Origin of the sequence: Kitasatospora sp. NPDC101235, assembly GCF_044767505.1 — a bacterium.
GTDB lineage: Bacteria > Actinomycetota > Actinomycetes > Streptomycetales > Streptomycetaceae > Kitasatospora.
The window spans coordinates 280,047-286,509 of the sequence record NZ_JBIWNZ010000009.1 but is presented as its reverse complement, the minus strand read 5'-3'; the positions used below and the strand labels follow the sequence as shown (position 1 = coordinate 286,509).

At 72.4% G+C, this 6,463-nt stretch carries 5 protein-coding genes and 1 pseudogene; 5 read left to right on the top strand and 1 reads right to left on the bottom strand.

What is annotated here, in order from left to right; genetic code table 11:
• Positions 1 to 645: 645 nt before the first annotated feature.
• Positions 646 to 1,602 (bottom strand): acyl-ACP desaturase, encoded by a 957-nt coding sequence (locus ACIRRH_RS18225; RefSeq protein WP_403067924.1) that lies wholly within the window; start codon positions 1,600 to 1,602, stop codon positions 646 to 648.
• A gap of 279 nt (positions 1,603 to 1,881) precedes the next feature.
• On the opposite strand from ACIRRH_RS18225, the gene ACIRRH_RS18220 reads away from it, so the two are divergent.
• From ACIRRH_RS18220 to ACIRRH_RS18200, 5 genes and pseudogenes are all read left to right on the top strand, one after another.
• Positions 1,882 to 3,009 carry an NADH:flavin oxidoreductase gene (locus tag ACIRRH_RS18220; RefSeq protein WP_403067921.1) on the top strand — a complete coding sequence of 376 codons (1,128 nt, stop codon included), beginning with the start codon at positions 1,882 to 1,884 and terminating at the stop codon, positions 3,007 to 3,009.
• 339 nt (positions 3,010 to 3,348) lie between these two features.
• Positions 3,349 to 3,639: pseudogene (locus ACIRRH_RS18215) on the top strand (polysaccharide deacetylase family protein); the annotation flags it as partial.
• Between the two features lie 430 nt (positions 3,640 to 4,069).
• Positions 4,070 to 4,903 carry a hypothetical protein gene (locus tag ACIRRH_RS18210; RefSeq protein WP_403067918.1) on the top strand — a complete coding sequence of 278 codons (834 nt, stop codon included), beginning with the start codon at positions 4,070 to 4,072 and terminating at the stop codon, positions 4,901 to 4,903.
• A complete protein-coding gene (locus tag ACIRRH_RS18205; protein ID WP_403067915.1) occupies positions 4,900 to 5,406 on the top strand; it encodes a hypothetical protein in 507 nt (168 codons plus the stop codon). The genes ACIRRH_RS18210 and ACIRRH_RS18205 overlap by 4 nt, the downstream gene beginning before the upstream one ends.
• A gap of 38 nt (positions 5,407 to 5,444) precedes the next feature.
• Positions 5,445 to 6,389 carry an NADH-ubiquinone oxidoreductase-F iron-sulfur binding region domain-containing protein gene (locus ACIRRH_RS18200; RefSeq protein ID WP_403067912.1) on the top strand — a complete coding sequence of 315 codons (945 nt, stop codon included), beginning with the start codon at positions 5,445 to 5,447 and terminating at the stop codon, positions 6,387 to 6,389.
• The last annotated feature ends 74 nt before the right edge of the window (positions 6,390 to 6,463 follow it).

Sequence of the window (6,463 nt, the reverse complement as noted above, 5' to 3'; positions counted from 1 at the left end):
TGGCGTTGACTTTTGGCACGCTGTTGAGTTCTCAAGGAACGGACGCTTCCTTCGGACCGCCTTCCAGCGGACCCTCCGGGCTTCGTTCTTTCGTGCTTCCAGCTTATCAGACGCTTTCCGCTCCGTTTACCGGGGCTTCCATCCAACTCGCCGATGTCTTCCGGGGCTTGACGCCCTGTCCGACATTTCAAACTCTAGCCGATCTCCGCTCCGAAGAGCGAATCCGGCCGCAACCCGATAAAACGAGCACGCCGAATAAGCACCGAGCCACAACACGACAACGCGAAGCGACCCGGCCCGAACCGGGAAGTGGTGTTCCAGAGGATTGGCCGCCCCGGGACCGTCCGCGCAAACGCGTGTCCGGTGCTCCCTGCCGAGCGACTGGGAGACAGTACTCCAACTCCGCGCCCAAAACAAATGCCCCGACCGGACCGCGCAGGTGAGCCCCCTGCCGGCCCCGACGCCCTCAGGCTCCGCCGGCACCGCGGGCGGAGGCTGCCTGTATCCGAGCGGGTTGAGCCGCAGGTCGCCGAGCTTGAGCCGGCCCGGCGACACAGAACCGACGGCACAGAACAGAGCAGAGCAGAAGAACCGCATCTGCGCCTTCACCGTGGCCTGGCCGCTGGCCCGACCGGGGTTCTGAAGTCAGCCCTTGGCTGCGGCCCGCCGGGCGAGGATCGCCGCCTGCCGTTCGTCGAACCGGGCCGCCTGGACGGCCAGACCGTCGAGCATCAGCCCCAGCTCCATCTGGGCCCTGAGCCCGTCCGGCCCCAGTCCGCCGACCTCCATCACCTTGAGGTGGCGCAGGACGGGCAGCAGCACGTCATCGAGGTGGACGCGGAGGTTGTACACGCCGTCGACGGCGATCCGCGCAGCGGCGCGCTCGAAGCCGGACATGCCGTGGCCCGGCATGCGGAAGTTCGTCACCACCTCATTGACGGCCTGCATCGCCTGGTCGGGGGCGAGTTCGAACGCGGCCTTGAGGAGGTTCCGGTAGAAGATCATGTGCAGGTTCTCGTCGTTGGCGACCTGCGCCAGCATCCGGTCGCATACCGGGTCACCCGAGGCGTGTCCGGTGTTGCGGTGCGAGATGCGGGTGGCCAGCTCCTGGAAGGCGACGTACGCGACCGTGTGGAGCGGCGAGTGCCGGTTGTCGGAGACGAAGCCGTTCTGCATGTGCGTCATGCGGGCGCGCTCCAGCTCCACCGGGTCGACGGCGCGGGAGGTGATGAGGTAGTCGCGCAGGACCATCGAGTGCCGGGCCTCTTCGCTGGTCCACTGGTGCACCCAGGTGCCCCAAGCCCCGTCCCGGCCGAACAGGGTCGCGATCTCGTGGTGGTAGCTGGGCAGGTTGTCCTCCGTCAGCAGGTTCACCACCAGCGAGACCCGGCCCACCTCGGTCAGCGGCGACTGCTCGACCGCCCACGGTTCGCCGCCGAGGGGCCCGTCGAAGTCCCGACCCCGGCTCCAGGGCACGTACTCGTGGGGCATCCACTCCTTGAAGACCCGCAGGTGGCGGTTGAGCTCGCGCTCGACCACCTCCTCCAGGGCCTGCAGGAGTCTGGCATCGGTCCACCGGGTGCGCGAGGAGGTGTTGCTCACGGGTCCAACTCTCGATTGACGAACAAACCTACGGTTCCGTAGGTAACGCCACCGTAGGTTGACCACGCCGGCGGCGTCTGGGGCCCTTCGGCCCCATTCGTTGCAGCCAGGGCGCGTTGGCGTTCGCCGCCTGCTCGACGGACCTCGGCTCACGTCGGACAGTGGCGCGGGTCACACCGGGTTTCCCCCGGCCCGCGAAATGCGGAGGCTGCCGAGGTGGTTGGTGCGGGCAACCGTTTCCGTCCCGGCGCACACCACCGCTATCCGCGAGGAATCCCCATGACCGTCACCGAGCCCTCCACCTCCCGCGCGGCCGAGATCCTGTCCCGGCCCGTCACGATCAACGGGCTGACCGTGCCCAACCGCATCGTGATGGCGCCGATGACGCGCAGGTTCTCCCCGGGTGGCGTGCCCGGCGAGGACGTGCGCTCGTACTACGCCCGCCGCGCCGCCGCGGGCGTCGGCCTGATCGTCACCGAGGGAACGTACGTCGGCCACGAATCCGCCGGCCAGAGCGACGACATCCCGCGCTTCCACGGCGAAGAGCAGCTGGCCGGGTGGGCCCGCGTCGCCGAGGACGTCCACGCGGCGGGCGGCACCATCGTGCCGCAGCTCTGGCACATCGGCATGGTGCGCAAGCAGGGCGACCCGCCGTTCGCCGACGCCCCCGCCGTCGGCCCGTCCGGCATCCGGCTGGACGGCACCGAGGGAACCGGGCAAGCGATGACCCGGACCGACCTGGACGCCGTCATCGGCGCGTTCGCCGAGGCCGCCGCGGCCGCCGAGCGGATCGGCTTCGACGGCGTCGAGCTGCACGGCGCCCACGGCTACCTGCTCGACCAGTTCCTGTGGGCGGGCACCAACCGCCGCACCGACGCCTACGGCGGCGACCCGGTCGCCCGGACGAAGTTCACCGCCGAGCTCGTCGCCGCAGTGCGTGAGGTCGTCTCCCCGGAATTCCCAGTGATCTTCCGCTACTCGCAGTGGAAGTCGGAGAACTACGACGCCCGACTCGCCGAGACCCCTCAGGAACTGGAGGCGATCCTCGCCCCGCTCGCCGAAGCCGGCGTCGACGCCTTCCACGCCTCGACCCGTCGCTACTGGGTGCCCGAGTTCGACGGCTCGGACCTCAACCTGGCCGGCTGGACCAGGAAGCTCACCGGCCGCCCCGCCATCACCGTCGGCTCGGTCGGCCTCGACGGTGACTTCGTCCGCGCCTTCATCGGCGAGGGCGCCCCGGTCCAGGGCATCGACAACCTGCTCGACCGGCTGGAGCGCGACGAGTTCGACCTGGTCGCCGTCGGCCGCGCCCTCCTCCAGGACCCGCAGTGGGCCGCCAAGGTCCTCTCCGGCCGTTTCACCGACCTGCACCCCTACGAGGCCACCGCGGTCCGCACCCTGAGCTGACCACCACGCCCCGAGGCTCCGGCCGCACGGCGAGTGCGGCCGGAACGGCGGAAAGGCCAGGACCGGACGGCGAGCTCCACGGCCTCGGCCGGGCGCGCGCAGGTCGACGGTGTCCTTGGTCTGCTGCGTCTCGACGTCGACGTGGACCAGGCCGAAGCGATGGTGGTAGCCCTCGGCCCGTCGGACCGTGCCAGAAGCTCCAGCGGCCGCGTCGTGGGCGGCCTGTGGTCTCCCGGGTCTGTGACGCGACGGTCATATTCCGGTAGGGGCGGGCTGATACCGGATTCCTAGCGTGGCGGCTCCTTGATGTCGTTCGAAGGAGTTGCCGTGATCACCGACGGCGCCCCCGTCCCCTACTACCGCGCCCCCGGCGGCGCCTTCACCCCCGAGAGCCGCCAGATCGCCGCCGCCCACGGCATGCGCCCGCTCGGCTGGAACGCCGACACCCGCGACTTCGAACGCCCCGGCGTCGAGAAGATCGTCGAGACAGCCAAGGCCCAGCTGCGGATCGGCCCGACCGTGCTGATGCACGACGGCGGCGGCAACCGCGCCCAGACCCTGCAAGCCCTGGAGCAACTCCTGCCGTGGCTCAAGGACAACGGCTACACCTTCAGCTTCCCCCGCCGGTGACCGGTCATCGAGCGTGCTTGCGGCGGCGCCGGGGAGAAAGCCGGATCGCGCGACGCCGCGTCCCGAAGTCGGCGCGGAGGAGGCCGAGCGTGGCCCTTCGGCGACGCTCCGTCGCCGTCCGCGGCTTCAGGGCGTGAGCCCGGTTACATCACTCCGGGCATCTACGACGTTCGGCCGTAGACACGAGCCCCCGTTCGCACTGCGGACCGGTCCCACGCGGGGCCCTCCTACTGTCCGGTGTCGTATTCAGGGGCCTTTGCCCCCCGTTCGGCCGCCACTGAGAATGGGCGGATCCAGCCGTGTCACCCACCCCACGACCGGGTTCGCTCTTCGACGCGGCTTCGATGCGGCTTCGATGCTGGTCGAGTCGATCCGATGGCGCTGCCGGCCGGCGCCCCGCCGGTTGACCGAATCGGAAGAAGGATTCCAGATGCCCGCACCCGCCCTTCTCCCCGGTACCGCGGTCGGTGGCGCGGCGGTCGCCATGGCCCACCACGTCATCGCCTTCCTGGACTACTTCGCCGGGGTCTTCACCCTGCTCTCGCTGACCGCCGCGGTCGTGTGCGGGCTGGCCGCCACCGATCGCCTGGTCCTGACGCCGCGGTTGCGGGTCGCCGTCCAGTCGGTGCACCGGGCGACCGCCGTCGCGGCGCTCGGGTTCCTGGCTGTCCACATCGCGGTCAAGGTCGCCGAGCACCACGCGGGCCCCTGGAGCGTGGCCATTCCCTTCACCGGCGGGACCGCCGTCGCGGTGGCCCTGGGAGCCGTCGCGGCCGACCTGCTCGTCCTGGTCGCGGCGACGGGCGCGTTCCGCGGACGTTTCGCGGGCAGTCGGCACGCCTGGCTCTGGCGTGTGATGCACGCGGGCGCGTACGCCTGCTGGCCGGTCGCGCTGGTCCACGGTCTGACCGCCGGACGCGCGGCACACGCCTGGGTCCTGTGGGGCTACGGCCTGTGTGCGGCGCTGATCGCCCTCGCTCTGCTGGTACGGACCTTCTCCTGGCTGGGCCATCGCCGGACCGTCACCCGGCACCGGCGCCGCTCGAAGGCCCATCGGGCCGGCGCACCGCTGCCAGCCGGGCTGAGCGTCTTCTCCACGCTGTCGGCACGGCGCGGCGGTGGTCCGCCGGCTGTCCGGACGACCCCGCCCTCGGCAACAGCAGGCGCGGCGGCCCGAATCGGCACGGTGCCGGGCCGACCGCGGCACGCCGCACCGGCCGCACCCCCGCAGCTGGGGCTGCTCCGGCCCGACGGTGACATGTGAGCGCCCGGTTCGACCTGCCGCAGGTGCGCGCCCTGGGGCCGGCCCGGCTGACTGCCGGGCTGGACCGCTTCCAGCGCCTCAACCTCGCCTCCCACCTCCGCGTCCACCCTCCTCTCCCCCGGTCCACCCGGGACGACCTGCTGGACCTGGCCGAGCGCGTCGATCTGCGCGGACGCGGCGGCGCGGGATTCCCCTTCGCCCGCAAGGCCCGGGCCGCGATGGCCGCCGCCGACCGAACCGGGGCACGACCGGTCATCGTGGTGAACGGCTCGGAGGGCGAGCCCCCGAGCGTCAAGGACCGGATGCTGCTCGGCCGCGCTCCGCACCTCGTGCTCGACGGCGCCTGCCTCGCCGCGGCCGCCTTCGGGGCCGAGGAGATCGTCATCGGCGTCGCCGCCGGCAGCCCCGGAGAGGTCTCGCCCTCGACGAACGCGACCTGCCGTGCCCGGCCCGGACCGTGTGCCTTCCCGAACGCTTCGTCTCCGGTGAGTCCAGCGCACTGATCCGCGGGGTCAACGGGTTTCCGGTACAACCCGCCGCGGTGAAGACCCGCGCGGCCGAGGGCGGAACGGGAGGCGTTCGACGGCGCCCGACGCTGCTGTCCAACGCCGAGACCTGGGCCCAGCTCGCCGTGGCCGCCCGGATCGGCCCCGAAGCGTACGCCGCCGTCGGCACCGCCGCCGAACCGGGCACGGTCCTGCTGACGGTCAACCGTCCCGGGCCGGGCCCCGTGGTGGTCGAGGCCCCCTTCGGCACGAGGCTGGGAGACGTACTGCACGCGTGTGGGCTGCGGCCGGGCGACAGCGTGCTGGTGGGCGGCTATCACGGCGCCTGGCTGGGCCCGGTGGACGCCGCCGGCGCGTCGCTCTCACGCACGGGTCTCGCCGAGCTCGGCGCCACCCTGGGTGCCGGTGCCATCGTCGCGCTCCCGGCCGTCACGTGCCCGCTCGGCGAGATCACCCGGGTTGCGGCCTGGCTGGCGGGCGAGTCGGCCGGGCAGTGCGGGCCGTGCAGGCGCGGGCTGCCCGACGCGGCCGACGCGCTCGTCGCGCTGGCCACGGGCGCCGGCGGGCCGGCCGGCCTGGAGGACGTCCGGCGTGCCCTCGGCGGCGCGCAGGGTGGCGGCGCCTGCTCGCACCCCGACGGCACGGCCCGCTTCGTGCTGAGCGCACTCGACGTGTTCGCTCCGGACGTCGAGGCGCACATCGCCGGCCCCGGGTGCGGAAGGCCCGTCCTCGGCGTGCTGCCGCTGCCCCGCGGCGAAGGCGCACGCCTGGAGGTGGACTGGTCCCGCTGCGCCGGGCACGGCCTGTGCGGCGTCCTGGCTCCCGGCCTCGTCCGGCTCGGCCCGCACGGCTATCCCGCGTCGACCACCATCCCCGTCGCCCCCTGGCAGGAACACGGTGCCCGCCGGGCCGTGAGCCAGTGCCCGGCACTCGCCCTGCGCATGCGCCGCCCCGAGCGGGGGCCCGGCCGACTCCGGTGATCGGCCCTCGGGGAGCGGACTCCCGCGGACGGCGAACCAGTCGAAGCGCCGACTGAACCCCTCGGCCCGTCGAA